Annotated in this window: 27 protein-coding genes and 1 tRNA gene; 8 read left to right on the top strand and 20 right to left on the bottom strand. The window is 59.7% G+C overall.

The genetic code is table 11. The features are described 5' to 3' along the window. Positions 1–22 precede the first annotated feature (22 nt). Entirely contained in the window at positions 23–478 is a 456-nt protein-coding gene (locus D3P04_RS18540) for an Lrp/AsnC family transcriptional regulator (RefSeq protein ID WP_119751451.1), read from the top strand. After that, positions 475–942 (top strand): Lrp/AsnC family transcriptional regulator, encoded by a 468-nt coding sequence (locus D3P04_RS18535; RefSeq protein WP_119751363.1) that lies wholly within the window; start codon positions 475–477, stop codon positions 940–942. Before D3P04_RS18540 ends, D3P04_RS18535 begins: the two co-directional genes overlap by 4 nt. Positions 943–1,123: 181 nt before the next feature. On the opposite strand, the gene uxuA is transcribed toward D3P04_RS18535, so the two are convergent. The 14 genes from uxuA to D3P04_RS18465 form a co-directional block, all read right to left on the bottom strand. Beyond that, positions 1,124–2,338 (bottom strand): mannonate dehydratase, encoded by a 1,215-nt coding sequence (gene uxuA / locus D3P04_RS18530; RefSeq protein WP_119751362.1) that lies wholly within the window; start codon positions 2,336–2,338, stop codon positions 1,124–1,126. 98 nt (positions 2,339–2,436) lie between these two features. Then, entirely contained in the window at positions 2,437–3,477 is a 1,041-nt protein-coding gene (locus D3P04_RS18525) for an L-idonate 5-dehydrogenase (RefSeq protein WP_119751361.1), read from the bottom strand. A gap of 6 nt (positions 3,478–3,483) precedes the next feature. Beyond that, the gene (locus D3P04_RS18520; protein ID WP_119751360.1) at positions 3,484–4,758 is read right to left on the bottom strand and encodes a TRAP transporter large permease; all 1,275 of its coding nucleotides are present in this window, start codon (positions 4,756–4,758) and stop codon (positions 3,484–3,486) included. Further along, positions 4,755–5,255, bottom strand: a complete 501-nt coding sequence (locus D3P04_RS18515) for a TRAP transporter small permease (RefSeq protein WP_119751359.1) — start codon at positions 5,253–5,255, stop codon at positions 4,755–4,757. Before D3P04_RS18515 ends, D3P04_RS18520 begins: the two co-directional genes overlap by 4 nt. 136 nt (positions 5,256–5,391) lie before the next feature. After that, positions 5,392–6,378, bottom strand: coding sequence for a TRAP transporter substrate-binding protein (locus tag D3P04_RS18510; protein WP_119751358.1), 987 nt, complete (start codon positions 6,376–6,378; stop codon positions 5,392–5,394). Positions 6,379–6,396: 18 nt separating this feature from the next. Further along, a complete protein-coding gene (locus D3P04_RS18505) occupies positions 6,397–7,077 on the bottom strand; it encodes a GntR family transcriptional regulator (protein ID WP_119751357.1) in 681 nt (226 codons plus the stop codon). A 117-nt stretch (positions 7,078–7,194) separates the two neighbouring features. After that, positions 7,195–8,511 carry a hypothetical protein gene (locus D3P04_RS18500; protein WP_119751356.1) on the bottom strand — a complete coding sequence of 439 codons (1,317 nt, stop codon included), beginning with the start codon at positions 8,509–8,511 and terminating at the stop codon, positions 7,195–7,197. Next, a complete protein-coding gene (locus D3P04_RS18495) occupies positions 8,501–9,505 on the bottom strand; it encodes a zinc-dependent alcohol dehydrogenase (protein WP_119751355.1) in 1,005 nt (334 codons plus the stop codon). The genes D3P04_RS18500 and D3P04_RS18495 overlap by 11 nt, the downstream gene beginning before the upstream one ends. Before the next feature lie 3 nt (positions 9,506–9,508). Then, on the bottom strand, positions 9,509–10,834 hold the full coding sequence (gene hisD, locus D3P04_RS18490) for a histidinol dehydrogenase (RefSeq protein ID WP_119751354.1): 1,326 nt from the start codon (positions 10,832–10,834) through the stop codon (positions 9,509–9,511). Between the two features lie 49 nt (positions 10,835–10,883). Then, positions 10,884–11,681, bottom strand: coding sequence for an ABC transporter permease (locus tag D3P04_RS18485; RefSeq protein WP_119751353.1), 798 nt, complete (start codon positions 11,679–11,681; stop codon positions 10,884–10,886). Then, entirely contained in the window at positions 11,678–12,631 is a 954-nt protein-coding gene (locus D3P04_RS18480) for an ABC transporter permease (RefSeq protein WP_119751352.1), read from the bottom strand. The genes D3P04_RS18485 and D3P04_RS18480 overlap by 4 nt, the downstream gene beginning before the upstream one ends. A gap of 111 nt (positions 12,632–12,742) precedes the next feature. Continuing rightward, positions 12,743–13,840 (bottom strand): ABC transporter substrate-binding protein, encoded by a 1,098-nt coding sequence (locus tag D3P04_RS18475; protein ID WP_119751450.1) that lies wholly within the window; start codon positions 13,838–13,840, stop codon positions 12,743–12,745. Between the two features lie 32 nt (positions 13,841–13,872). Next, positions 13,873–15,009 carry an ABC transporter ATP-binding protein gene (locus D3P04_RS18470; protein ID WP_220475368.1) on the bottom strand — a complete coding sequence of 379 codons (1,137 nt, stop codon included), beginning with the start codon at positions 15,007–15,009 and terminating at the stop codon, positions 13,873–13,875. A 56-nt stretch (positions 15,010–15,065) separates the two neighbouring features. Continuing rightward, positions 15,066–15,842, bottom strand: coding sequence for an SDR family NAD(P)-dependent oxidoreductase (locus D3P04_RS18465; RefSeq protein ID WP_119751351.1), 777 nt, complete (start codon positions 15,840–15,842; stop codon positions 15,066–15,068). Positions 15,843–16,236: 394 nt separating this feature from the next. Here D3P04_RS18465 and D3P04_RS18460 point away from each other — a divergent pair, with 394 nt between their 5' ends. Then, positions 16,237–16,836 (top strand): glutathione S-transferase family protein, encoded by a 600-nt coding sequence (locus tag D3P04_RS18460; RefSeq protein WP_119751350.1) that lies wholly within the window; start codon positions 16,237–16,239, stop codon positions 16,834–16,836. 87 nt (positions 16,837–16,923) lie between these two features. On the opposite strand, the gene D3P04_RS18455 is transcribed toward D3P04_RS18460, so the two are convergent. Then, entirely contained in the window at positions 16,924–17,589 is a 666-nt protein-coding gene (locus tag D3P04_RS18455; RefSeq protein WP_182912930.1) for a hypothetical protein, read from the bottom strand. 566 nt (positions 17,590–18,155) lie between these two features. On the opposite strand from D3P04_RS18455, the gene D3P04_RS18450 reads away from it, so the two are divergent. Continuing rightward, positions 18,156–18,455 carry a hypothetical protein gene (locus tag D3P04_RS18450; protein WP_119751348.1) on the top strand — a complete coding sequence of 100 codons (300 nt, stop codon included), beginning with the start codon at positions 18,156–18,158 and terminating at the stop codon, positions 18,453–18,455. Between the two features lie 85 nt (positions 18,456–18,540). On the opposite strand, the gene D3P04_RS18445 is transcribed toward D3P04_RS18450, so the two are convergent. Further along, positions 18,541–19,074, bottom strand: coding sequence for a hypothetical protein (locus tag D3P04_RS18445; RefSeq protein ID WP_119751347.1), 534 nt, complete (start codon positions 19,072–19,074; stop codon positions 18,541–18,543). Between the two features lie 170 nt (positions 19,075–19,244). Here D3P04_RS18445 and D3P04_RS18440 point away from each other — a divergent pair, with 170 nt between their 5' ends. Further along, positions 19,245–20,078, top strand: coding sequence for a glycosyl hydrolase (locus tag D3P04_RS18440; RefSeq protein WP_182912929.1), 834 nt, complete (start codon positions 19,245–19,247; stop codon positions 20,076–20,078). A 41-nt stretch (positions 20,079–20,119) separates the two neighbouring features. Here the strand turns inward: D3P04_RS18440 and D3P04_RS18435 are convergent. The 4 genes from D3P04_RS18435 to D3P04_RS18420 all read right to left on the bottom strand — a co-directional run bounded on the left by D3P04_RS18435 (position 20,120) and on the right by D3P04_RS18420 (position 22,154). Beyond that, positions 20,120–20,196: transfer RNA gene (locus D3P04_RS18435), tRNA-Arg, on the bottom strand. A gap of 61 nt (positions 20,197–20,257) precedes the next feature. After that, positions 20,258–20,584, bottom strand: a complete 327-nt coding sequence (gene hspQ, locus D3P04_RS18430) for a heat shock protein HspQ (protein ID WP_119751345.1) — start codon at positions 20,582–20,584, stop codon at positions 20,258–20,260. Positions 20,585–20,720: 136 nt separating this feature from the next. Continuing rightward, positions 20,721–21,224 carry a cell wall hydrolase gene (locus D3P04_RS18425; protein ID WP_119751344.1) on the bottom strand — a complete coding sequence of 168 codons (504 nt, stop codon included), beginning with the start codon at positions 21,222–21,224 and terminating at the stop codon, positions 20,721–20,723. Between the two features lie 156 nt (positions 21,225–21,380). Then, complete coding sequence (locus tag D3P04_RS18420) at positions 21,381–22,154, bottom strand: IclR family transcriptional regulator (RefSeq protein ID WP_232845082.1); 774 nt, start codon at positions 22,152–22,154, stop codon at positions 21,381–21,383. 268 nt (positions 22,155–22,422) lie between these two features. Here D3P04_RS18420 and D3P04_RS18415 point away from each other — a divergent pair, with 268 nt between their 5' ends. The 3 genes from D3P04_RS18415 to D3P04_RS18405 all read left to right on the top strand — a co-directional run bounded on the left by D3P04_RS18415 (position 22,423) and on the right by D3P04_RS18405 (position 25,889). Then, entirely contained in the window at positions 22,423–23,988 is a 1,566-nt protein-coding gene (locus tag D3P04_RS18415) for an ABC transporter substrate-binding protein (protein ID WP_119751342.1), read from the top strand. Positions 23,989–24,072: 84 nt separating this feature from the next. Then, positions 24,073–25,014: an ABC transporter permease gene (locus D3P04_RS18410; protein WP_119751341.1), complete on the top strand. Its 942-nt coding sequence runs from the start codon at positions 24,073–24,075 to the stop codon at positions 25,012–25,014. Next, positions 25,014–25,889 (top strand): ABC transporter permease, encoded by an 876-nt coding sequence (locus tag D3P04_RS18405; protein ID WP_119751340.1) that lies wholly within the window; start codon positions 25,014–25,016, stop codon positions 25,887–25,889. Before D3P04_RS18410 ends, D3P04_RS18405 begins: the two co-directional genes overlap by 1 nt. Position 25,890 lies beyond the last annotated feature (1 nt).

Raw genomic sequence — 25,890 nt, 5'->3', positions numbered from 1 at the left:
AGGTGAGTTATTGGAAAAATTCATGCCTGATATGAGTGATCGGCGCATATTGCGACATCTGCTTGCCGATCCGGATGCATCGAATGCCGTTCTGGCCCGGCGGGCGGGCGTGACCACAGCAAGCCTGTGGCGGCGGCTTGAGCGGATGCGCGAGGCGGGCGTGATCCCGGCGATTCAGAACCGTGTCGATTGGCGCGCCCTCGGCTGGGAGGTCGAGGTCAGCCTGCGCTTCACCCTGGACAAGACCGATCCCCGGGCCTTCGATGAATTCATCGCCGCCGCGCGCGAGGTACCGGAAGTCACCGAAATCCAGACATTCCTGGGCAGCGTCGATCTCCGCCTGTCGGTGATCGCCCGCGATATGGCCCATTGGCAGCAGATCTACCGCGCCCGGATCCTGACCCTGCCGCATGTTTCCGACAGCGATGCCCTGATGCTGGTCTCGACCATCAAGGACAGCGCGGAACTGGCGCTATGAGCGGGCTGGACCAGACCGATCTGGCGATCCTGCGCATTCTTGCGGCAGACGCGACCCGCAGCGCGGCCGAGATCGGACGCAGTGTCGGTATCGGGCAATCGGCGGCATGGCGGCGGATCCGCAAACTGCGCGAATCGGGTATTCTCGGCGGGCGGCGCGTGGTGGTGGACAACGCCGCGCTGGGCTTTGGCGTGACGGTTTTTCTGGGCGTGCGCCTTGCTGCCAAGGGGCGCACCTCGCTGGATGAATTCGAACGCGCCGTCACCGCCATCCCCGAGGTGCAGACGGTCCAGCATGTGCTGGGGCAGTTCGATTATCGCCTGCGGATCATCGCCCGGGACATCAGCGATTTCGAGCGTATTCTGCGCCGCCGCATCATGACCCTGCCCGGGGTCGGGCAGGTCGAGGCAAATGTCATGTTGTCGGAGGAACGGCTGCCCGGTCCGCTGGGCACGCTTGGCTGAGATATCTAGAGCAGTTTGCGCGTGATCGAAGTTACCCCGGCCCATTTCTTCTTTGCGCAAATACCTCTGGGGTCGCCGGCAGGTCGCGCCACTGGTCCGAGAGACCAGCCGGCGACGGGGCAGTGCCCCCGGCGATCGCGAGACGCAACTCGCGCCTGAACCTGATTAACTGGATGCTGCTCTAGCCCTGCCGGATGGCGGCATGGCTCAGGGCCATTTCGACCCCGCGAAGCTCTGCCAGCCCCTTGAGACGCCCGATCGCGGGATAACCCGGCTGACCTCCTCGCCCCAGATCGTCAAGGATATCCTGTCCGTGATCCGGCCTGATCGGGATCAGGACATCCTCGCGTCCCGCTTTCCGCCGCCGCTCTTCCTCGCGCAGGATCGAGGCGACCAGCGCCACCATATCCGTCTGCCCGCCAAGATGTTCATCCTCGAAGAACGAGCCGCGGATCGCGTCGCTGTCCCGCCGGACATTGCGCAGATGCGCGAAATGAACCCGTGCGCCGAACCGCTCCATCATCCCGACCAGATCGTTATCGGGGCGCGCGCCAAGCGAGCCCGCGCAAAGCGTGATCCCGTTCGCGGACAGATCGACCGCCGCCATGCGCTCGGCATAATCCGCCTCTGTCGACATGACGCGGGGCAGGCCCAGAAGCCCGAATGGCGGATCGTCGGGATGACAGCACAGCCGGACGCCGATATCCTGTGCGACCGGCGCCACCTGTTCCAGAAAATCGTTAAAATTCCGGCGCAGGACCTTATCCGTGACCGGCGCATAGCTTTCCAGAAGGTCCCGCACATCCTGCAAGGAAAAATGCTCTGCCGCGCCGGGCAGACCGCAGACCACATTATCGGCCAACTGCGCGCGCCGCGCCTCGCTCATTTCCGCGAAACGGCGCGCGGCCTCTGCGCGGATCTCTGCGGGAAAATCCTGTTCCGCGCCTTTTCGCTGAAGGATGTGAATGTCGAATGCGGCGAAATCAATGAAATCGAAGCGCATGCAGGTCGCGCCATTCGGCCGCCGCCAGGCAAGATCGGTGCGGGTCCAGTCCAGCACCGGCATGAAATTATAGCAGATCACCTCGATCCCCGCATCCCGCAGGTTCCGCATCGAGGCGATCCAGCTGGATATATGCGCCCGCCAGTCGCCGCTTTGCGTCTTGATCGACTCGCTGACCGGAAGGCTTTCGACCACCTCCCATTTCAGGCCGGAAGCCGCACCGCCCTTCATGACCGAGATCTGTTCCTGCCGCAGCGCGATCTCTTCGGGTGTCCAGATCGCGCCGGTCGGAACGTGATGCAGCGCGGTTACCACGCCCCGCACCCCGGCCTGCATCATGTCATCGACCGAAACCAGATCATTCGGACCAAACCATCGCCATGTATGCCTCATCTCGTTCTCCTGAGCGGACTGAGCGACCCTACCGCAGGCCGCCCTTCTTCTTTGTTGAAATACCTTGCAGGGGGTCCGGGGGCGCAAAGCCCCCGGCCTTAACCTTCGAAATCGAGTTGCACCTTGACCGCCTGCATGCGGTCCCCGGCAAGATCAAAGGCCCGCACCGCCTCGCGCGCGGGCAGCACCTGCGTCACGATCGGCGACAGGTCGATCTCGCCCGCGCCGATCATGCGCACGGCATCGGCGAATTCCCTGTCGAAGCGATGCGTTCCGACAAGACGCAACTCCTTGCTGACGATCAGGTTCAGCGGAAGGGGTGTATCCCCGCCCACGCCGATCTGCACCATCGTGCCCTGTGGTCGCAGCAGGGCGACGGCCTGCGCAATGGCATGCTGATTGGCCGAACATTCCAGAACCACATCGATCCGGCCCTTGCCGGTGCCGTAATCCTGCAACCCGTCAGGTGTCTCGGCGACATTGACCACCCGGTCCGCGCCCAGCTTTTCCGCGATACGCAGCGTGAAATCCTGCACGTCGGTCACGATGATCTCTGCCGCGCCGCGCAGCCGGGCAAGGGCGGTGCAGATCGCGCCGATCGGTCCCGCGCCGGTGATCAGGACCCGCCGCCCCTCAAGCGAAGGCGCGACGGATAAGGCATGAAGGCAGACGGCCAGCGGTTCGGCCCCTGCCGCCGCCTCGGCGGTGATGTTTTCAGGCAGGGGCACGCATTGCGTTGCGGGATGGGCGAGCCGGCTACGGAACAGCCCGTTCTCATGCGGCAGCCGCATGGCTGAACCGCTGAAGCGCATCTCCAGGCAATGCCGCTCCTGGCCCGCCCGGCAGAACGCGCATGTCCCACAGGGGCGCGAAGGCGACAGCGCCACCAACTGCCCGGGCTTAAGGCCCGAGCCTTCGGGCGCGGATTCGACCACCCCTGCGGCCTCATGCCCCAGAATGATCGGTTCGCGCACACGCACGGCGCCAAATCCGCCATGGTGATAATAATGCAGATCCGATCCGCAGATCCCGCCGCGCGCGACGCGGATGATCGCCGCTCCCTCGGACGGCGCGATTTCCGGAGCCTGTTCGACGCGCAGATCATGCGCCGCATGAAGGCGGCAGGCGTAGTCGGTCATATTGCTTCAGTCCATCAGTGAGGGCAGCCAGGTGCTGATCGCCGGGATATAGGAAACCAGCAGCAGCACGACGATATTCGTCGCCAGATAAGGTAGCAGTGCCCGGATGACAGGGGCAAGCGGAAGCCGGGCGATATTGGCGCAGATGAACAGGCAGACTCCGACCGGGGGCGTGGTCAGCCCGATCATCAGGTTCAGCACCATAAAGACCGCGAAATGCAGCGGATCGACCCCGACTCCTGTCGCCAGAGTCAGCAACGGCACGAAAAGGATGATCAATGCGGCGATCGTCTCCATGAACATGCCGACGAGCAGCAGCACGATATTGATCAGCAGGATCACGAGGAGCTTGTTGTCGGTGACCGACAGGACCGCCCCGGCGATCATCTGCGGGATCTGTTCGCTGACCAGAATCCAGCCGAAGACATTGGCGGTGCCGACAAGGGCAAGGATGCCCGCCGATCCGACGGCGCTGTCGATCAGGATGCCGGGGATCTTGCGCAGCGGCAGCTCGCGGTAAATGAACATTCCCACAACTACCGCGTAAAGCGAGGCGACGATGGCGGTCTCGGTCGGGGTGACATAACCCGACAGCATCCCGCCGACGATCAGTGCAGTCATCGCCAGGGCCCAGAATGCCCCCAGAAAGGCCAGCCAAAGTTCGCGCCAGCCTTGCCATGCCTGCCGGGGGAAATCGCGGCGCACAGCGATGATCCATGTCGTTACCATCATCGCGCCACCCAGCAGCAAACCGGGTATCGCCCCCGCGATGAACATCTTCCCGACCGAGATCCCGGATAGTGAACCGACGATGATCATCGGCACCGAGGGCGGAATGATCGGACCCACCGTGCTGGAGGCTGCCGTGACCGCAGCCGAGAAATCGCCCGGATAGCCGGCCCTTTTCATGCCGGGGATCATCATCCCCCCGATCGAGGCGGCATCGGCGACCGCCGTGCCCGAAATTCCCCCGAACAGCATCGACGAGGCGACATTGGTTTGCGCCAGCCCGCCCCGGATCCAGCCGACCATGGCCTGCGCGAAGCGGATGATCCGCCCGGTAATCCCGCCGCCATTCATCAGATTTCCCGCAAGGATGAAGCCGGGAATGCACAGCAGGACAAAGCTGTCCATGCCCGCGAACATTTTCTGTGGGATGACCACCAGAGGCATGCCGTTCACCAGCAGATAGGCCATCGAAGACAGCCCCAGCGTCACCGCCACCGGTATCCCGATCAGCAGACCCAGGACAAACACAAGGCCAAGAATCGCCAGGCTCATTCGATTTCTCCAGACAGATTTTCAGGTCGGCCGTCGCTTGCGCCGGTCAGCATCTCGATGCACCGGGCCAGAGCTGCGAAAGCCAGCACGACCAGCAGCAGCAATATGCTGCCATGCACGTAATTCATCGGAAGCCCCATGGCGGGCGAGGTCTGCATCGCGCCGATACTCGTGAATTTCCAGGCTGGAAGAACAAGCAGCAGGCAGAAGGGCAGAACCAGCAATGCCGATATGAAGCGCAGCAACCACGGAAACCGCCCCGGAAGGCTTTCACTGACCAGATCGACATTGACCAGATCGCCCGTCAGCAGCGCAAGCCCGGTTCCGAAACCGGCGAGATACAGCAGGGCGTATCGCGCCAGTTCCTCGGTCCAGACCGGCGATGTGCCGAAATTGCGCGCGGTCACCTGAATGGCGACTGCGATGATCAGGACCAGAAAGGAAATCCCTGTTCCGACCCGCAAAAGCGTTCGTATATGTTGGCTTAACCTGTTCATGTGTCACCTTCTGCGATCATGGTGCGGCACCTGATCCGGCCTGCATCTTCTTCATTCAAATATCCTCCGGGGCCGCCGGCGGCCGGGCTGCCGGTTCAGGAACCAGCCGGCAGCGGCAGACCCCCGGCTTCGCAAATCAGCCCTGAACGGCGAAAAACTCTTCCACCATCGGTTTGATCTCTTCTCCGACATTGGCAAGCACCGCATCCTTCGACTTGGCGGCAAAGGCGGCCTTGTCGCTGTCGATGAATGTCATGCCTTTCTCCTGCAGGCTGGCGGCCAGACGCTCTTCATCCTCAAGGAACAATTCGCGCTCAAGGGTCTGCGCGGTTTCGGCGGCCTGTGTCACGGCCTCTTGATCCTCGGCGGATAGCCGGCCCCATGTCATCTCGGAGATGGTCAGATAAATCCATGAACGGACATGTTCCGTCTTGTTGACGAATTTCTGCACCTCGTTGATATTCGCCGACTCGATCAGTGCAAGCGGGTTCTCCTGTGCGTCGAGCGTGCCGTTCTGCAGCGAGGTGAACACCTCGCCGAAGGCCATCGGCGTGGGCCGGGCGCCAAGCGCCTCCCATGTCTTGACGAACAGGGGTACATTCGGCACCCGCAGCTTCAACCCGTCCAGATCGTCAGGTGTCACGATTTCACGATTCGAGGTCAGGTTGCGCGGACCGCGCGCGAAATAGGCGATCGGGCGGATCTGGGCTTTGGCCAGAATATCTTCGCGGATCTGCGTTCCGATATCGCCCGAGGCGACCTCATCCATATATTCCAGCGAGTCATAGGCGTAGGGAATCGCCAGCAGCGCGGCCATCGGCGACCAGTTCTGAAGGCTTTCGCCAGTGATCGTCATATCGGCGGTGCCAAGCTGCATGCCGTTGATCAGGTCGATCTCCTTGCCAAGTGATTCATTCGGGAAAACCTGTACCTCGATCCGGCCATCGGTCAGTTTCGCGAGTTCTTCCCCGAATTTCAGCGATGCCTTGTGCCAGCTGTTCTGCTCATTCGCCAGATGGCCCAGTTTCAGCGTGACTTCGGCACCATACGCGGCGCGGATTGCCGGGGTGGCCAGCAGGCTGGCACCGGCCAATGCAGTAAAATGACGACGATTCAGTTTCATGATTGCTCCTCCTGATAGTCAGTCCGTAAAGAATTCGGGTTTGGCTTTCGTGATCGCGGGCAGGTCGTTCAATACCTCGCGCAGATGGCTTCGCATGGCCTGTTCGGCGGCCTCGCCATCACCACGATGCAGGCTTTCGACAATAGCCTCGTGCTGTTCGATCAGTTTCTGATGGTCAAAGACTCGCGCCGTGATATGGCGCAGCCGGTTCATCTGCGATTTCAGACCTTCCAGCACATCCCAGACATCGCCATGTCCGGCGGCTACCGCAAGATCGTGGTGGAACTGGTCGTCCAGAGTGATGAATGTCTCGACATCCTGCGCCTTGCTTGCTTTGCGCTGCGCAACAAGTTGCTGTTCCAGCCGGTTCAGCACGTCCGTGCCAGCATTTGCCGAAAGCATGCGGATCAGGTCGCTTTCCACAGCTTCGCGGATCAGGCGGGCGGATAACACTGCCTTGACCGAGATCCGTCCGATGAAGGTGCCGCGCTGCGGTCGGACTTCGGCCAGCCCGGTTGCGGTCAGGCGGATGAATGCCTCGCGCACGGGCTGTCGGCTGACGCCCGCCTGCTGGGCGATCTCGGTTTCGCTGAGACGTGCCCCCGGCTCCAGAACGCCTCGCAAAATCAGCCCGTGCAGCCAGTTGTAAACCTGCTGCGCTGTCGAATTTCCCGAAACATTGATGCGGATCTGGTCCATGATATGCTCCCTCGTTTCCCTTATTCCATACTTCCATACTAGTCAATCAAATGAAGTTTCTCCCTTCGGTCCCGCGGCCGGAAGCCGCCGGATGGGTATCTTTGAAAGTTTTATATATCAGGGACTTATTTTTTGAAAAAACGAGGTGAAGAGATCGCTTCCCGAAACCGGATTCGAGCCTGCCGCAAGGGCGACGGACAGACCGATTGCGGATGACACGGGATTGTGCCGGTCGCCGTCAGACCCCGCGACAAGGTTCATGACAAGCGTCGGCGACAGGAACAGGCCGATTCGAATCACGTCTTCCCAGTCATCAGGCAACATGCCTTTGTCGGATAATGTCCTGAGCCAAGGTTTCCAGAAATGCGTGGCCTTGGCATCCAGCAGGCGAAGACGCACCCGGCTTGGCTGCCAATCGGTATCGATGCACAGCATGTCGTCCCGATACTGTACCGAGGCCCGGTATCGTTCTTGGGCCATCTCGGGATTATACAGCCAGAACGGATGTGCGAAGATATTGTGGAAGGTCGATTTCACCTCGGCCAGCAGCGAGGGAACCTTGTCGCCCGCGAAGGCGGGATCGAAGAAGGCCAGAGCGGGGCCGTTATCGCCGCGCTGGTACCAGATATTCGCGTTATGCGCATCGCCATGCGCGACGATGCCGCCAGCATCGCCCATGTTTCGGGGCGCATAGCGTTCATGGGCAAGATCGAACATTTCGGACAGGCTTCGGCGATACGCGACACCGTTGATCACCGGTCGCGCCCGGCTGATCTGATCCCATCCGAGTTCGACCTGACCGGGAAAACAGAATTTCTTGCCGATATAGAAAGAGGCAAGACGTCCGCCCGGGTATCGGCCGTCACGCGGATCGATCAGGCGTTCGTGGAACAGGCGGTGTATTGGCTCGGCTGCGGCCTGATCCGGCGTGGCCGGGGTCAGGGTGGCCTTTGCAACCTTCAGGATCCTGTCGTTCAGGGCCTTTTCGGCCTGAACTGCCAGATCGATGGCGGTTTCGTCATCGGATTGATCAAGTGCGAAAAGGATGTCGGAAAAGCGCGGGTCGGAACGGCGTTTGTAAACCAGCAATTGTTCACCCGGCAGCGTCGAAAGGAAAACCGGCTGATCCACGGGAAGACCGGCGCGCGACAGAATATCCGCGCGGTAATATTCGCCGGTCATTTCCTCTTCGCCTTCCTCCTGATGGAATTTGAAGAAGAATTCCTGCCCGTCGGACCCAAAGAACCCGTTCAGGGAATTAAGGGAATATTGATCCAGATTGATCTGCAATCCCGATACCGGAATGTCGAAAATCGTCGATATGAAATCGGTCAGCATGGTCTCGGCACGGGTGACATCCTTGCGGGCCGTCTCGCGAATTGCGGCGGTGCGGGATGCGGAAGGGCGAGATGCAGGGGGCGGATCAATCGGCATGGTTGTTCCCACAGATGATAATCGTCTTGATGCCGTCCGCGTTGCCGGCGGCAAGACGGGTATAGGCATTTGGCACGTCTTCAAGCGGGATCTGCGCGGCAATGAACGGATCGAGCCGGGGGCTGAGTTCCGGCAGAAGATCGCGGATCTCTTCCAACTCATTGCCGAAGGCGTGGCAGCCCATGACGGCGATTTCACGTTCGACGAGATGCACCGGATCAATGATCCCGGCGGGCATGCCGATCCCGACAAGCGCGACACGACTCGCCCCGGCAATATTGCCGAGCATAGCGCGGATCACATGCTGACTTCCGGTGGTTTCGACCACGTGCCGGAAACGCATATTGGCTAACCGATCAGGCGTGACAACCCGCGCTCCGGTGGCCTGCGCCACAAGATCGGCACGTTGTCCGTTGCGGTCGAGGATCGCCACCGGATGCCCGCTGCGCCGGGCCAGAAGCGTAACGAACCCGCCGATCGGACCCGCGCCGGTAACTACGATCTCGGCCCCGGCGGGCGCGTCAAGCAGGTTAAGCGCGTGCAGCGCCACGGCCAGCGGCTCGGCCAGCGCCAGATGACGGTCCGGCACGGCATCCGGAGCCTTGAGGAGATTGCGCGCCGGCAGGGTGACCGCCTCGGCGAAACCGCCATCGATCATCTCGCCCAGAAAGCCAAGCGACTCGCAAACCTGTCCGGTACCATCCAGACAGGCGGGGCAGGTGCCACAGATATGCCGGCTGTCGACGATGACGCGATCACCCGCAGCGACATGGTCAACGGCCTCGCCGGTCCGGGTCACGATTCCGGTGAACTCATGCCCGGCGACGGATGGCGCACGGGTAATCCATGCGCCGGTCAGATAATTATGCAGATCCGAACCGCAGATACCGGCAGCCGTGACGGACAGGGTGGCCTCGTCCCGTTCCGGAGCGCGTGGCGGATCGATATGTTCGAAGCGCAGATCCTGTGTGGCGTGAAGGCGAACGGCGCGCATCGCTTAGCGCTTCAGATAGTCAAGACGCAGATCGCTGACCGCGTTGGCATGCGACGAGAAGCCTTCATATTCCGCAAGCGTCCTGGCATTGCGGGCCATGTCGGGATAGCCTTTTTCGGTCACGTAACCGATAGAGCTGCGGCGCAGGAAATCCGTGACCGACAATGGCCCATAGGTGTTCGCCCCTTTCGAGGTGGGCAGGACCGCGTTCGGGCCAAGCGCGAAATTCGCGATCGACACGGGCGTATGCGTGCCAAGCAGGATCTCGGACGCCTCGGTGATATCGCCAAGATAATCGAATGGCCGGGTCGACATGATCTCAAGATGTTCGGGCGCATATTCGTTGACGAAATTGCAGGCGTCTTCCATCGATTCGGCAAGGATGATGCCGCCTGAATTTCCGGTAAGAACGGTACGGGAAAATTCCATGCGCGCTTCGGTCATCCGGCCCCAGAGTTCGGGCAGCGCATCCAAAGCCTCGCTGACCACGCGTTCGGATGGCGTGATCAGCCATGCAGAGCTGTCCGGGCCATGTTCGGCTTCGATCAGCAAATCCATGGCGGCCAGACGGCCGGACACGGTATCATCGGCCAGAATCACGCATTCGGATGGCCCCGCGGGAAGGCCGGGATCGATGACGCCGGCCAGCAGCCGCTTGGCCGCGACGACCCAGGGACTGCCGGGGCCGACGATCTTGCGGGCTTTTTTCACCGTTTCGGTGCCATAGGCCACCGCCGCGACGGCCTGAGCGCCGCCGACCTTGTAGATGGTTTCCACCCCGGCGATCCGCGCGGCCACAAGCGTTGCGGCGTCAACCTTTTCGTCCGGCCCCGGAGGGGTGACAATTGCGAGATCGGGCACTTTCGCAACCACAGCAGGCACCGATGTCATCATGGTTACCGAAGGAAAGGAGCCCTTGCCGCGCGGCACATATAGCGCGACCGAGGAGATCGGAAGAAAGCGGTCGCCGGCAAAGGCCCCGGGCTGAACCTCTTTCAGCCACATCGGTTCGGGCAGTTGCTCTTCATGGAAGCTGCGGATGTTCCCGATCCCGAAACGGATCGCCTCGATCACCTTGTCATCGACCAGCCCGAAGGCCTCATCGAACTCGGCCTCGGAGACTTTCAGGTTTTCCTTGGTCAGGCCATCAGCCTTGTCCAGCTCGCGCCCGAAACGCACAAGCGCGTCGTCGCCCAGATTGCGCACCGCTTCCAGAATCGGTTCGACCTTTTCAAGGAAGAACGAAAGATCGGCTTCGGAACGCCGGGTCAATGCGCTGCGCTCTTCGCGGGAAAGCGATCTGAGATGCTTTACATTTATGTCAGCCATGGCAGTCCTTTCGGGTCTTGAAGGCACAGCATGTCGCCCATGCCTCCGGTCATTTGGATTTCAGGAAGATCTCGAGCCCCACGAGCCTGTCGAGAAGCCAGACCGCCAGCAACGCGATCAGGACGAAGACCGACGAGACCGCCGCCAGATCCGGCGTGATGATCGAGCGGATATTATTGTAGATCTGCACGGGAAGCGTCACCGTGCGGGCATCGGTCAGCAACAGGCTGACCAGAAATTCGGTCATGGCCAGCACGAACATCAGCAGCCCGCCGGTGATCACGCCGGGCATCACGCCCGGCAGCGTGACATGCAGGAATGTCTCAAAGCGGCCGGCGCCACAGCTTGCCGCCGCCAGTTCCAGATCATTATCCAGCGCCGCCGCCGAGGAAGATACCGACCAGATGATGAAAGGCAGGTTGATGACCGACAGCGCGACGCCAACCGGCCAGATATTGCCGAGAATATGCCAGCTTCCGAAGACCAGCATCATGCCGATCCCTGAACCGATCAGGGGGATGGTGAAGGGCAGCAGAAGATAGATCTGAATCGCGTTGGCGAAGCGAAGCCGGAACCGGGTAAGTGCGATCCCGGCCAGAGTGCCGACCGGAAGCGAGACGGCAAGGCAGATCAGCGAGACGATGATCGACCGGACGAATGCCTGCTGCAAATCGCGCGCCAGCGCGATCTGGCGATACCATTTCAGCGAAAGACCGTCCGGGGGGAAGGCGATGATATTGCCACCCGTCAAGGATGCGCCGACCACGATGATCGTCGGCACCGACAGGATCACGATGCAGAACCAGACCAGACACCAGAAAATGACGCGTTGCGATCGGCTGATCATTTCCTGCCCCTCATTCCAAGCGTGCCTGCGCCGAAGAACGCGATCACCACCCCTGCGATAACCGACCCGAGCGCGACCAGAAGCAGGGCAAGGGCAGAACCAAGGCCCTGATCCGCAGTGCGGAAAAACTGGTCGTAAATGGCATTCGCGATGAAATCCTGCGAGCCGCCGCCGAGCATCGCGGGCATTGCGAAATCGGTCAGCGACAGCGTGCCGACGACCAGCGCGGCGCCGACGAGGCCGGGTTTCGCCATCGGCAGGATGACATGCCGGAAGACCTTCAGCCAGTTTGCGCCCAGCGAACTGGCCGCCGTTTCGGTCTCGCGTGGGATTGCCGTCAATGCCGGGGCAAGCATGAGAACCGCGAAAGGCAGCATATACTGGACAAGACCGAAAACCACGGCCGGGAAATTGAACAGCAGGCGTATCGGCTCGATCCCGACAAGGCCAAGCGCGTCGTTCACCGCCCCGGAGCTGCCCATCACGATCAGGATGCCATAGGCCCTGACGACCTGACCGATGAAGAACGGCAGAAACAGCACGATCAACAGGGTCTTGCGCAGGGCGGCCTTATTGGTGCGCACCATCATATAGGAATAGGGCAGCGCCAGAAGAAGCGTGAAAAACACCGTCAGCCCGGCTCCAAGCAGCGAGCGCCAGATGATCCGCCAATAGGTCGGGCTTTCCGCGACGATGAGATAGTTTGCAAGCGTGTATTCCTCGCCCGGCAGAAAGGTCGAGGTGTCGAGCGTATGCAAGGAGTTTTCGGCGATCTGGAACAGCCCAAGCACAAGGATGCCGACAAGTAGCAGTGCCGGGGTCAGCAGCGCCCAGCCGGTATATCTGCCAAGGCGGCGCGGCCATAACAGGTCGAGCGCCGCATTCAGCCCGTCCATGATCCGCCACTTCAACGGATAGCGGAATGACCTGTCTTCACTGTCTCGGGGCATCAGTTCGCCTTTGGTCCAATCTGCCGAAACGCGGGCCCAGAGCAGGGTTTCGGCGTCATCGAAGGACGCGGCTGCGGCAGATGCCCGCGCGTCCTTCCGTTTGAGGAAATATCAGCCCTGCATGATTTCCTTGAATTTCGCGAACCATTCGCTTTCATTCTCGATCTGGATCTTTGACGAGATACGGATGAGATTCTCGAAATCTTCGGGTTTGGTAGGATATGACGGGTCGTTCTCAAGTCCTTCCGGTGGTGTCAGATCCGGAACGACGCCCGGCAGACCAAGACCGTCAAGCCAGATTTGCTGGCTTTCCTGCGACAGCGCCATGTTGATATATTGCTTGGCCCAGTAAAGCTCGTTCTCGGGCAGGCCCTGGGGAATCCACAAGCCGTCCGTATCGAACTTGCAGCCTTCCTCCGGTACGGTCCAGGCCAGATCGATGCCATTCTTCTTCGCGGCCAGCGCGTTGGTCGAAATGGTGCAGGCAGCATCAATCTCGCCATTCTGGAACCATGCGGTGAAATCGGGGTCCTCGCCCAGAAGTGGCTGCTGATTTTTAATCTCGCGGATGAATTCCCAGCAGGCATCCATATTCCCCGGGATATCTTCCAGTGAGCCGCCGCCCGCGACCTGCGCCGGGAAATGGAAGCCGATACCGTCATTATAAAGCGCAATCCGGCGTTTCAGGCGCGGATCAAGCAGATCCCGCCAGGATTTCGGAGCGCCATCGGGGAAGGCTTCGGGCCGATAGGCCAGAACGTAGACGTAACCATAGGTATTCACGATCGGATAACCATCCAGCCCGATGGGTTTGGCCAGATCGGTGGTATTGGCAAGATTGGCCAGATCCGAAAGATCCTCGGTCACGCCACGCAGCGCGGATTTGCTTGCATTGGTCGTGGTGTCCCAATTGACATGGATCGGCGGAATGCGCCCCTGCGCGACGGCGGCCCAGATCTTGGGCTGGATTTCGTTATCCTCGGTCAGGTCATGGCGCACGGCGATGCCGGTTTCCTCGGTGAAGCGGTCCGATACACCGGCCTTCAGGGCCGCGACCCAGTCGCCACCCCATGCGCGAACAATGATTTCCGCCGGTTTTTCGGGTTCCTGCGCGAATATCCGGGATGCGGAAAACGGCGTCAGAAGCGCCGCTCCGCCGGTTGCCATGCCGGTGCGGAGAATCCCGCGGCGGGTTATGTTCCTGTTCATCACTGTCTCCTTTGTTGGATCGCCTGCATCTTTCATGAGGCGCGGGATTCGAAGATTTTCATGTCGCGGGCATTCCAGCCGATCATCACCCGCGTTCCGATCTCGAACAGTCCGAAACTTTCCGGATCGTGGTGATAGATGCGGAAGGTGATTCCGGGTATCTCCTCGGTGGCAACCACGTAAAGCTGACGCTCGCCTTCGAAGATGGTGTCCCGGACAGTGCCGGTCAGGCGGGTATCGCAAGCCGTAAGCTGGCCGCCTTCGGCTGCGATGCGGATTTGTTCGGCCCGGACAGCGCCACGAACTGCCGTGCCATCGGCGAAATCCCCTGCATGCGTGCCCGACAGGAAGTTTTCGCCCGATGCCAGACCGCCGGGCACGGCGTGCCCATTGATAAAGGACGCCACGCCCAGAAATCCGGCCACAAATGCGTTATCGGGCGCACGGTACAGATCGACAGGCTTGGCATGCTGCTGAATCCTGCCGCCATCCATGACGATGATGTCGTCGGACACGACCAAGGCCTCGCGTTGATCATGGGTCACATTGATCGTCGTGACGCCCAGTTCGTGCTGGATCCGGCGGAATTCAAGCTGCATCTCCTCGCGCAGTTTTACGTCAAGCGCGGCAAGCGGCTCATCCAGCAGCAGCAGTTCCGGCTTGAAAACAAGGGCGCGGGCGATGGCCACCCGTTGTTGCTGGCCGCCTGACAGTTCGTTGATGCGGCGATTTCCATAGCCGCCAAGCTTGACGAGGTCGAGGAACTCATCGACGCGGCCCGGAATGGTCTTCGGATTGAACCGGCGCATTTTCAGCGGGAACGCGATGTTTTCAGCGGCAGTCATATGCGGGAACAATGCCAGTTTCTGAAACACCATGCCGATTGAGCGGCGATGCGGCGGCGCGGAATCCACCGGTTTGCCGTTTACTGTGATTTCTCCGCTTGTCGGGGTCTCGAACCCTGCGATCATCCGCAGGAGCGTGGTCTTGCCGGAACCGGATGGCCCAAGGATGGTCAGGAATTTACCTGTTTCCAACTCGAAACTGGCATTGCTGACGGCAAGCGCGCCATTTCCGAAATCCATCGTCACATCCCGTACATGAACCGCTGTACTCTGCCCCGGCTTGCCCGGCGAGATTGCGCTTTCGGATGGTGAGCCGTTGGTCATTCATGTCTCCCTTGGCGCCCGACGCTGTCTCTTATGATCCCTTGTGTCGCCAATGTCTAAATCTTTGCCAGATATCCGCCATCGATCACGATGCATTGCCCGGTGATGTATTCCGATGCGCCCGATGCCAGGAACTGCGCTGCTCCGATCAGATCTTCAAGCTTGCCCAGCCGCCCCATCGGCACCTTGCTTTCCATATCTGCGACCCATGCCGGATCCTCGTAGAACATGTTGGTCAGATCCGTGTGGAAATATCCCGGTGCGATGGCGTTGACCCGGATGTTCAAAGGCCCCCATTCCGCCGCAAGCGCGCGAGTCATTCCCAATATCCCGGTCTTGGAGGTGCCATAGGGCGTTGCCGTGGGAACCCCGACATATGAGGTCAGCGACGCAAGGTTCACGATCGCGCCGCCGCCATTGGCCGCCATATTGGCCGCGGCAGCCTGAGCGACGAAAAAGGCGCCCTTGAGATTGGTATCCACGATCTTGTCCCAAAGCGCCTCGTCCACATCCAGCGAGGGGCGCAGCTCTTCGACTCCGGCATTGTTGATCAGGATATCGATCGCAGAAAGACCGGAAAGCTGCTTGCGGATGGTGTCGATATCACGCTGATCCACCGCCATGCATTCCACATTGCAGCCCTGCGCACGAAGGTCTTCGGCGATAGCCTGAAGCGGCTCGATCTTGCGTGCCGTCAGAACCAGATCGGCCCCGGCGCGGCCGAAACCCGAAGCAAGCATGCGGCCGATGCCGCGGCTTGCACCGGTGATCAGGGCGCGTTTCCCCCTGAAGTCAAAATGCACATCGTTCCGTGTCAGATCGGGATTCGACATATGGCACCTGGATATCGCTTGCATGTTCGTACATTGGACTGCCGTTTGAGGATCATCGAGTCAACCACGGCACTTATCCTGACGTCCGGTCAGGTGAGTATCGATGTTCCGAACGATCTGCCATGCTTTACATCGCGTTTGAAGCGGATGACAGCGTATCTTCCCGATCCGGTCCGGCGATTGGGTGGGATTCCGGCCGGAGATGGGGAACCACTGGTTTGGCTCAAGCCGGGCAGGGAGACATCTTACCCTGCTTGCACAAAGTGCTTAACATATGGCCGGCGCGCCTTGCGACAACAGATTTGAAGACCCGGGGTCGCCACGTTTTGGCCTGGCAGGCAAAATCGCGGGCCGATTGTCCGGGAAAGACGGCGGCTAACCGAAGGAGAGCAAATTGAGATTATTTCATTCACCCGGCTCGTGCTCGATCGGGATCCGGGTTCTGCTGGAGCATGTACAGGCCCCGTATGAACTGGTTACGATCGCGACTGCCAGGGGGGATCATCGCAAGCCGGAATATCTGGCGCTGAATCCCAAGGGCAAGGTTCCGGCGTTCGAACTGGATGACGGCAATCTGTTGACGGAATTCCCGGTGATCGCCCAATGGATCGCCCGGAACTTCTCGGCAGCCAGACTGCTTCCCGGCGATCAGCTAGGGGAACTCCGCGCGCTTGAACTGCTCGAGTATATCGTGTCGTCGCTGCATATGCGGGGCGCCGTGTTCCTGTTGCGGCCTGAAAAATTCTCGGCGGAGGCCCCAGCGCAGGAGGATCTGCGTCAACATGGGCGCGAGGTGCTGACCGAAGGTTTCCCGATGCTGTCGAAGCGTCTGGGCGATTCGGAATTCTTCTTTGACGGTTTCACGATCGTCGATGCCGCGGCGTTCTATCTGCTGAACTGGAAAGACCGCGTTGGCATGGTGTTGCCCGCAAAGCTTGAAGCATATCACCAGCGTTTGCTGAAATTGCCGGCGGTGCAGCACGCGCTGGCCTGAGCGTCGGCATGAAAATGTTATCCGCCTGATCCTTCCGGCCCATTGATCAGCGTCGGGCTGTATCCCGATCCGCCCGACATTACGGCTTCAGCCATTAGACCGCTTCGCGGCGCGCTCTACTTTTCTGGCCAGTACCGGGCGCCCCTTGCTTCGCAAAGCCGAAGCAAGGTTTTTTTTAAGTGATCTGCTGTCATGTGTCACGACCGCGGTGACGAGCCTTCCCAATCTCGTGGGGTCATAGCGGCCGCGGCGGTAAAGTTCATAGAACCGCGCCTCTGTCATGCTGCCGTCGATGCATTCCCGCACGAATGTCGACAGGACCTTGGCGCGCGCCATATGCTTGATGCAGTGATGAGACGTCCAGCGCGCCTTCAGAAGCGAAACATTGGGACCCGAAAACCGGGTCGCGTGTCGCCGGTCGAGTTCCAGCATGGGATCATACACGATCCAGACGTGACCGGCCGCGTGAATTTCCTTAGGGGCATCTGCATAGGGGCCGCTCCAGTCGGCATTCCGGCCGCTCCAATAACGAGTTTCCCATCCCACAATATCAGGATCCAGCGTGGACTGAGGGGAAAAGGCAATCACGGTGCAGTGCGGCGCCAAAGAAGAAAATGCACATGCCGCGAAGCCCCCCATGGACGTTCCGGAGAATACGACTTTCCCGAACCGCGCGAAGAAGCCGTCCTCGGCGAGTTTTTCCAGCGCCGAAAACAAACTGGAGTTGCGGTACCAATTCGTATGATGGGCCATGACGCCAAGATATGACCAGCCGGCTTTGGCGGCAAACGCATAGCCCCAGGGGTCGCGGAGGCGGTTTTTACTTCTTGGACCGGAAAGATCATCGAAACCGACATAAAGAATTTCATCCGATCGGTGGATATGCTGAACCGCAAAGCCTGCATCGGTGATCAGGAAGCCGTGCTTATGGCGGGATAGTGACAGATCGATGAGCCACCTGGGCGTGGATGGTTCCTTTCTTGCCGTGCGCTGTCTCAATTTCCGGCTCCGTCCGGTTAATCAATATCGAGGTCGCGGCAACATAGACCCAATCCGTGCGACGGGCGCAATCCACCCATGTTCTTCTGCCTGAAGTCACGGCGGATTCATGCCGGAAAGAGTATTTTCACTGCATGAAACGCGATCTGCGCCCAGCGCATGAGCAGGTATCGGGTCATGATATCCTTGTGAAAAAGCTGCGCGGCGGGGCTGTGGATTACTTGGGCGGCATTTGCTGATCAACGCTTTGGCCCGAGCCATGGCCTTGTGGGCAGGCCGCATGCGCTTTACCAATGCATGACCCAGATACGGAGACTTCGATGACCCGCTCCCTCGTTCTTGCAGGCTTTCTGGCGTTTGGCCTGCCCGCTTTTTCCTATGCATCGTCAGATGACGCATGGGCCGAGTTCCGCGCCGATGTGCAAGCCGCCTGCGAGGCTTTGTCCCCGAAGGAGGGCACAGTCCTGGTCGAGGTCAATCCGTTTGGCTCGGAAAGCTACGGCGCGGCCATCGTCTATCATCGGACGGATGCGGGACTCGATCGCTATGTCTGCATCTATGACAAGCAATCGAAGGAAGCGGAACTGACCGCAGCCTTCCCGGCGGCGGATAGTTCCTGACCGGCGAAACTATCCGCAAAGTGGCGTTGTGCCAGGCAGGAAGCGGCTGCTAACGGATCGGCTTACGCGCTTGTATCCATTCACTCTATTTCGGATTGGGATTGTAAATCGCCAAACGGGCCCGTCTCATGAATTCCGTGGCCAGTTGGGTCGTCTCAAGGCTCTTATCCTCCAGTGTGGCTGCACCTATCAAGCCGCCGGGAGTATAGCCGCCGCCACCGGATGAGATTTCCTGTGGAGGGACGATGACATCCCGAGTTTTCGCATCAACCAGCGATACCGAGCCGCGCATCGTGCTTTCGCCGCCGATCAGGACTGTCTGTCCAACGCCGATGATATTGACGCTGTCGATTTTCACGACCGCAACAGCGTCGCGCGGCCCATTCGACCACAGCAACACACCCGATGCCTTGCGCAATTCGTCCCTGACCGTGGAGGCCGGAACCTTTCGACCGGACGTCGCCGCGCCAATTGCCGACACGTCGATCTGCGCTTCGCGAACGCTTATCTGTTGTGCCTGCTGAGCCGAGAGAACAGCCTGCTTGGGTCCCGGTCCCGCGCAGGCAGCCAATGTCGCGCCGATTAGTGAAACCGCAACAAGTTTGAAGATTTTATGCATCCAACAATCCCAAAATAACATACTTTCATCAGCAAATTGCCGCCTGTATGAAATCTAATCAAGCTGGCTGTTTGAATTTTAATCATATATCGGACGCAACCCTGATCATTGGCCTGCGATGGGGGCGTTGTCTCTGCTTTTTCTTCTGCGCTATGGTCGAAGGAGATGCATTGAAACAGGACGCTCGGGTGTCGGATCTTTCAACGCTGTCGCGCCGCTCGATGCTGAGGCTCGGTTTGGCCGGCGCAGTTTCGGCGCTGGCGGCTTCCCGCGTCTATGGGTTTCGGGCTTCCGGTAAAAAAGGCTTCTGCGGAGCAGAGGAGCTTTATTCATCGCGACTTGGGTGCAACTGGTACTATAACTGGAGTCTGGAGCAGTTCCGGCAGGTAAAGGCCCCCTTTATTCCGATGGTCTGGGGCTGGCACCCCGGGCGAACGCCCGCACAGCTGTCTCGCTTGAGCGGGCGCCAGCCGATCCTCTTTGGCTTCAACGAGCCTGATGCTCGCAATCAGGCGAACATGTCGGTCCCCGAGGCGCTGGCGGCCTGGCCGCGGATCGAGGATCTGGCGGATGAGATCGTCTCGCCGTCCTGCGTCAATTCACGTGGGCGGTGGATGACGAACTTCATGCTTCAGGCCGACAGGCGACGGCTGAAGATCGACAGTATCGGTGTGCATTCCTATTCCGCGCCGAATGCAGAGCAGGTCGTGGAGCGGCTTGAGGAAACCTACCGCCTGTACGGTCGGCCGCTTTGGGTTACCGAGATCGGTGTTGCGGACTGGCGAGCCGCAGAGGGTCGCCGCCCTAACAGATACAAGGTCGACGACACGATCCGCTTCCTTCAGGAAATCTGTGCCTACATGGACGGCACCCCCTGGATCAAAGGTTACAGCTGGCTTGCCAGCGGGACTTTCGGCGATGGGAAAAGTCTGTCAACCTCCGCATTTTTTGACGGATCAGGCCGGCCATCGCCAATATTCGAGGCTTATGCGCGGATCCAATGATCGGCTTTCTCAGGCGGATTCACGATTGGTTAAGGTCAAACTGGCGATCCCGGAAGGACTTGAACCCTCAACCTGCCGATTAGAAGTCGGCTGCTCTATCCAGTTGAGCTACGGGACCGCATGTCCGTCTTTTGCGCGATGCAGAGGAATTGCGCAACCCGGTCCTGACAGGGATCGGATCAGTTCAGCGGCTCCTGCAAAGGATAACGCCCATCCTCGAACTCGCCGAACATCTCGACCACTTCGGGATGGTTCAACGGCTCGCCCGACATATCAAGAATCAGATTCTGCTCGGAGACATAGGCGACGTAATAGGTCGCCTCGGTTTCGGCATAGAGGTGATAGAAGGGCTGGTTCTTGGAGGGGCGTATGTCTTCGGGAATGGAATCGTACCATTCCTCGGTATTCGCGAATTGAGGATCCACGTCGAAAATGACACCGCGAAACGGCCGCTCCTTATGGCGGACGACCTGCCCAAGACTGAATTTTGCGCGGGGCATCTTCATATACAACGGTCCCTGACCTTCCTGACATCGTACCGAACTGGCGGGGTTTTAATGTCCAAAGGCGCTTCTGTCCACCATCAGACAGGCCGTCCCCGACCAAAATCTCAAAAAGTTCAATCCGGGTCAGAGGCCCGCGTCAGTCGATCGGGGCAGGGGGAACGCGTTGGGTCACGAAGTTGGATTTGCGCTTCTCGTAAAAGGCATTGCCACCTGCCACGAGAACATAGTGCATGTTGTCATAGGGAAAGCTGTAGCCCGCGGTATGGAAGAACTTCGCGCTCTGGACTCCGCGCTGCCTTTCGCCGTTCAGGACCGCATGCGCGGCCTCTTTCACGTCGGGAAGCGCTTTGGAGTTCATCGGCCTGCTCAGCACACCCGGTGCGAACTGGTTCTTCTGGCCGACGACGCCGCATACCGTATTGGGGAATTCGTCCGACTCGACCCGGTTCATGACAACCGTGCCGACGGCGATCATCCCGTCCCTGCTGGATCTGTTCGCCTCGAAGAAAATGGCGCGTTCCATGCAATTCAGATCCTTGCTTGAATATCTTGCGCGCGTATTCTTGTTGCTCGAGCATCCGGCGAGGACGATGATCCCCGCGCACAATCCCAGCCCGAGGCATCTAGAGAAACTGCTCATCCTGTCCCACCTTATTGTACTTGCTTATTATATTTGCCTGTTTGTCCCTCTCCGGCCATGAAATGCCGTGTGGGCTTTGTTTGATTGCAGTTATTTTGCCATTAGTGGCGTTGTCGCGCAAGACAGATGCACGGGATGAGCAGGAAAGCGCGCCGGTCAGATCATCGCGCTCGCTGCCGCCGAGGCCAGCGGGGCGACATGACGGCGGAATTCCTCGGGCTGCCATTCGGACAGGTTTCCGGCAATATGAATTGCGCCTGCGGGACGGTTGTCGGAGCCGGAAATGGCGACGCCGATGGCCACTTCTCCCATCAGAATCTGCTCAATGGCCAGTGAGTGACCATTCTGCCGGGTCAGTTCGATCTGCTCGCGTATGGCTTGCGGATCGGTCAGGGTGCGGGGGGTTACCTGCCGCATCTCGGCGGCGGACAGCAGCATGTTCACCTCGTCATCCGGCAGCATGGCCAGCACCGCCCAGCCTCCTGATGTGCAATAGGTGGGAACGCTGTGGCCGATGAGGGTAGCGAAGAATACCTCTCGCTTGCTTTGCAGCCTGGCTGCGTAGACCATCCTTTGACCGTCGAACAGCGACAGATCGACCCGTTCCCGGACAGTGCGGCGCAGTTCCTGCAGGATCGGGGTCGCGCGGCGGATCAGGGGATGCATGCGCAGGTAATTATAGGTCAGATCGAGGATCCCCAGATCAAGCAGGAAGCCACGGCCGTCATCGCTTAGCCGCATATATCCAAGCTGTCGAAAGCTGTGCACGATTCTTTGCGCGGCACTGCGGGTGATTCCGGCGCGGCTGGAAATCTCGGCAAGAGAAAGCGGAGCGTCGCTATCCCGGAATGCCTCAAGCACCCGCATTGCCTTGCCCAAGGATTGGACAAATACCGGATCCGACTGTGCCCTGAGGGCTTTCGGTTGCATCTTCGGACTCATGTGGATCAAATCGTTGACATAAAACTGTGCCGCGACGTAACCTTTATATTCAATGCAACTGTATCGGAATGCAATACATTAATATTCGTTGGCGAATGCCGGACAGGCCAGCAATTCATGTTAACATGGCCGCATCTTTCCGGGGCTCGTGCCGATCGAATCAGTGACACCCCGCACCCATTGGACAGCGTCTCGCTTTGCTTTGGGAAACCGCAACAAGACGGGGGCACGGATACTCACCAACAGGGAGAATTACATGCTCAAGAAACTGACCGCCGCGTTACTGGCATCGACATTGATGACCGGTGCGGCATGGGCCGAGAAGACCATCACCGCGGTGATGCATTCCGGTTTGCGGGTACTCGACCCGATCATGACTACGGCGCATATCACCCGCAACCATGCCTATATGATCTATGATGTCCTGCTTGCGCAGGATTCCAATTTCGAGCCGCAGCCGCAGATGGCCGATTGGGAGATCTCGGAGGACAAGAAGACCTATGTCTTTACGCTGCGCGACGGGCTGAAATTCCATGATGATGCGCCCGTGACGGCAGCCGACGCGGTTGCTTCGCTGAACCGCTGGGCACAGAACGATGCGGGCGGTCAGGTCATCATGGATCGCACCGAGAGTCTGGAGGCGACGGATGACAAGACGATCACCTGGACGCTGAAGGAACCATTCGCCCCGCTGCTGAGCATTCTGTCCAAGCAATCAGCCATTCCGCCATTCATCATGCCTGCCCGCGTGGCAGAGCAGCCTGCAGATGAAGCGGTCACCGATTATACCGGATCGGGCCCGTTCATCTTCGCCGAGGATGAATTCCAGCCCGGCGTCAGCGTGACCTATCGCAAGAATCCCGATTACGTCCCGCGTGACGAACCGGCAGACGGTATGGCTGGTGGCAAGGTCGTGAATGTCGATGCGGTCAAATGGGTCACCATGGGGGATATCCAGACGGCGGTGAACGCCATCCTGAGCGGAGAGATCGATTATATTGAAGTCCTGCAGGTCGATCTGTTGCCGCTTCTCGAAGGCGATCCGAACCTGACTGTCGAAGTGCGGGAGCCGGTCGGTTATCAGACCATGGCCCGCCTGAACTTCCTGCATCCGCCCTTCGACAATCAGAAAATCCGTCAGGCGGCGCTTTACGCCATCTCGCAAGAACCCGTTCTTGCCGCGATGGCAGGAAATCCCGAGTATTATACGATCTGCGGAGCGGTTCTTGGATGCGGCGCGCCGCTGGAAAGTGCAACCGGCGCCGAGACGCTGGTCGAGGGGAACGGGGTCGACAAGGCCAAGGCGCTTCTGGAAGAGGCTGGCTATGACGGCACTCCGATCGTGCTGATGGCACCGACGGATGTCGTGACGCTGGCGACCCAACCGGTCGTGATTTCGCAGCAGCTGCGCGATGCCGGGTTCAATGTCGACATGCAGCAGATGGATTGGCAGACCCTGGTCACCCGCCGGGCCAGCCAGTCCGCGCCTGCCGATGGAGGCTGGAATATCTTCATCACCAACTGGCTGGTGCCCGAGATTTCCGATCCCATAAGCAACCCGATGCTGAACGGGCAGGGTGACGATGCGTGGTTCGGCTGGCCGACCGACGAGAAGATCGAAGAGCTCAAGGCCGAATTCATCGCGGCTGAAGGGGCCGAGGCGCAAAAAGCGGCAGCCGAGGAAATTCAGCGGCATGCGACCGATAACGTGCTTCTGATTCCGCTTGGTCAATACGGTTTCCCGCAAGCCAGAAGAAACACGATCACCGATATGATCCCGTCGCCTGTTCCGGTGTTCTGGAACATGAAGAAGGCCGACTGATCCCCGGTTCAGGACCCGTGGCGGGGCGGCCTGTTCCGGCAAGCTGCCCCGTAAACGACCGATCCATAGTTTCAAGGAGTTCCGATGTTCGGCTATATCCTGCGGCGTATCCTGGCTGTCATCCCGGTGATGCTGCTGGTTGCGGTATTCGTGTTTCTGCTGCTTCGCCTGACCCCGGGCGATCCGGCTGCGATCCTCGCGGGGGACATGACGACACCTGCCAAACTTGAACGTATCCGCGAAGCAATGGGTCTGAACGAACCATTGCATATCCAGTTCGCGAAATGGATCGGCCAGCTTGCGAGGGGCGATCTGGGCACCTCCCTGATCTCAAGCACGCCGGTATCCTCGATGATCGCTTCTCGTATCGGTCCGACCCTGTCGATCGGGGTGCTGACCATATTGATGTCGGTGGCGCTCGCGATCCCGATGGGCGTGCTTGCGGCATGGAAGCACCGCAAAGGCGCGGATTACGTGGTCATGACATTCTCGGTTCTGGGTTTCTCGGTCCCTGTCTTTGTGACCGGCTATATTTTCATCCTGATCTTTTCGCTGAAGCTGAACTGGTTTCCGGTACAGGGCTACGTGCCGCTGTCGCAGGGACTGGGCGCGTTCATGACCCATGCTTTTCTTCCGGCGCTGACGCTGACGACGATCTATGTCGCGCTGATCGCCCGAATGACCCGCGCCAATATGCTGGAAGTTCTGGGCGAGGATTACATCCGTACCGCAAGGGCGAAGGGGGCCTCCGAAAGGCGGGTGCTGTTTCGGCACGCGTTAAAAAACGCCGCCGTGCCGATCCTGACCGTAATCGGCACGGGGTTCGCGCTGCTGATCGGAGGCGTTGTCGTCACCGAAACGGTGTTTAATATCCCTGGAATCGGCCGCCTGACGGTCGATGCGATCCTGGCGCGCGACTATCCGGTGATTCAGGCCATGATCCTGCTGACAAGCTTTCTTTATGTGCTGGTGAATCTGGTCATTGACCTCAGTTACACCTTCTTTGATCCAAGGATACGCTATTGATGTCACAGCCTGCTCAGCCCGCGGCCGCGATGCAGCCCATCCTGCGCGTCTTCCGGCTTTCTCATTTTGGATTGGGCCCGAAGATCGCGGTCGTGGTCCTGTCACTGATCGTTATCTGCTCTATTCTGGCGCCCTGGTTCGCGCCCCATGATCCGCTGCAGATGGACCCTCTGTCCCGTCTCAAGGGGCCGATGGAAGGCCATCCTCTGGGTACCGACAATTACGGCCGCGATATTCTCAGCCGTGTGCTGATCGGCGGGCGGCTGTCACTGTATATCGGTATATTGGCAGCGGTCGTCTCGGTCATCATCGGTCTTGTCATCGGGCTGGTCGCGGGGTTCTACCGCATGGCGGATGCGATCATTATGCGGATGATGGATGCGCTGATGGCCATTCCCGCGATCCTTCTGGCCATCGCGCTTGTCGCGCTGAACGGCCCTTCGGTCACATCCGTCATCGCGGCGATCACCATCCCCGAGATTCCGCGCGTCGTCCGGCTGGTGCGCGCCGTCGTGCTGGCCGCACGCGAAGAACCCTATGTCGAGGCGGCGCTGGCGCTGGGATCGTCGATGCCGAAAATCCTGATCCGGCATTTGTTGCCCAATACGCTTGCGCCGCTGATCGTGCAGGGAACCTATGTCCTTGCATCGGCCATCCTGACCGAGGCGCTGCTGTCATTCCTTGGCGCGGGCGTCAGCACCGAAACGCCGACCTGGGGCAATATCATGGCCGAAGGGCGGCTGTTCTTCCGGATCAAGCCGGATCTGATCCTGTATCCGGGGATCATGCTGTCGCTCTGTATCCTGTCGATCAATCTTCTGGGCGATGCGGCGCGTGACATGCTGGATCCGCGCCTCAAGAAGCGGGCGGGGTAGG

Source organism: Paracoccus onubensis (genome assembly GCF_003591515.1).
GTDB classification, from domain to species: domain Bacteria; phylum Pseudomonadota; class Alphaproteobacteria; order Rhodobacterales; family Rhodobacteraceae; genus Paracoccus; species Paracoccus onubensis.
The sequence above is the reverse complement of the archived record's forward strand: the minus strand, read 5'-3'. Positions and strand labels throughout refer to the sequence as shown.